1 pseudogene is annotated in these 1,302 nt (G+C 63.0%); it reads right to left on the reverse strand.

The annotated features are described in order from the left end of the window. A pseudogene (locus K290_RS35775) lies at positions 1 to 1,302 on the reverse strand (hypothetical protein); the annotation flags it as partial.

Consider the following 1,302-nt stretch of genomic DNA (forward strand, 5'->3'; position numbering starts at 1 on the left):
GCAGGATCTCAGCGAGATTGCCGCTATTGCCGATGGCAGCTGTGAGCTTGCCCAATAGGCTGTTCGGATTGACCGAGGCGCCGCCGACCGTCAGGGCATTCGGATTGATCGAAGGTCCGCCCGCAGCCGTCACGCCGCCGCCGCTCACCGAGGCGCTACCTGCCGTCAGATTGTTGCCGCTGATCGCCGGACCGCTGCCGACCATCGTGCTGGAGCTTGCCAGCGACGGGCTGCTACCGGCGTTTGCGCCGCCATTGGCTGCGACGCCTACCAGAGCGGCGTTGAGATTGAACAGCGCACCACCCGCCGTCATGCCGTTCAAGGCGCCGAGCGGATTGCTCGCAGTCGCGGGAGCATCGATGGCAACCCCGCCGTTGATCGAACCATTGCCGGCGACGTTGTTGACCGTGCCGCCACCATTGATGACGAGCGCACCCCGGGCCTCGATGACGCCGGAGATCGCGCCGATCGCCTGCATGCTCACCGTCGTACCGGCGGCGAGATCCTTCGAGGCGTCACGATGGCCGTTGGGATTATTCGTATAGGTGAGCGATGGATCGTTGCTGCCGATGCAGGGATTGTTCGGGCCGCTGCAATCCGGACCGCCCTGTGTGGTGTCGGAGGTGATGACATCCGGATAATATTGGCAGGGCGTAGAGCTGTCGCAGGTGGTCGTGGTGGTGCGGTTCAGCGTCGCGCCGTCATTGGTCAGCGTGCCAGGGACGGTGAGCACCATGTTGCCGTCGGATTTGATCGAGCTATAGGCGTTGGTCAGATTGACCGCATTGATGGTCAGATCGCCGCCGGAGCGGATCTTGGCCGACGGGCCGGCGCCCGAGATCAATTGATCCTGCGAGACGATCTGGTTCACCAGATGATCGATGGTCTCCGTCCAGGCATAGGTCGGCTCATGCTGGCCTGAGCCGGTGCTGCACCGCGTCTCGCATTTGTAGGTCTTGGTGATGAGATCGTAGGCGCTGAGGACGGTGTTGGAGAGCTGCACATTGCGCTGGATCGTCGGCCCGGAGGTCGTGGTGTTGATCAGATTGTTGGTTAGGATCGACATGCCGCCGCCGGACTGAATGAGGCCGGCGGAATTGACGACGGCTCCGTTGCGCCCGCCGCCCAGGCCTGCAATGGCAAGGCCGTTGCCGGAAAGGATTGCCCCCTGGTCATTCGTCAGCACGCCACCGACGAAGAGGTTGGTGTTGTTGCCGGCAAAGACGAGGCCGGAGGGGCTGTTGTAGAAATCGCCCGAGATGTTGAAGGTGAGATTGTTGCCGGCGGCGAGCTGACCGGCAT

Origin of the sequence: Rhizobium leucaenae USDA 9039, from assembly GCF_000426285.1 — a bacterium.
GTDB classification, from domain to species: domain Bacteria; phylum Pseudomonadota; class Alphaproteobacteria; order Rhizobiales; family Rhizobiaceae; genus Rhizobium; species Rhizobium leucaenae.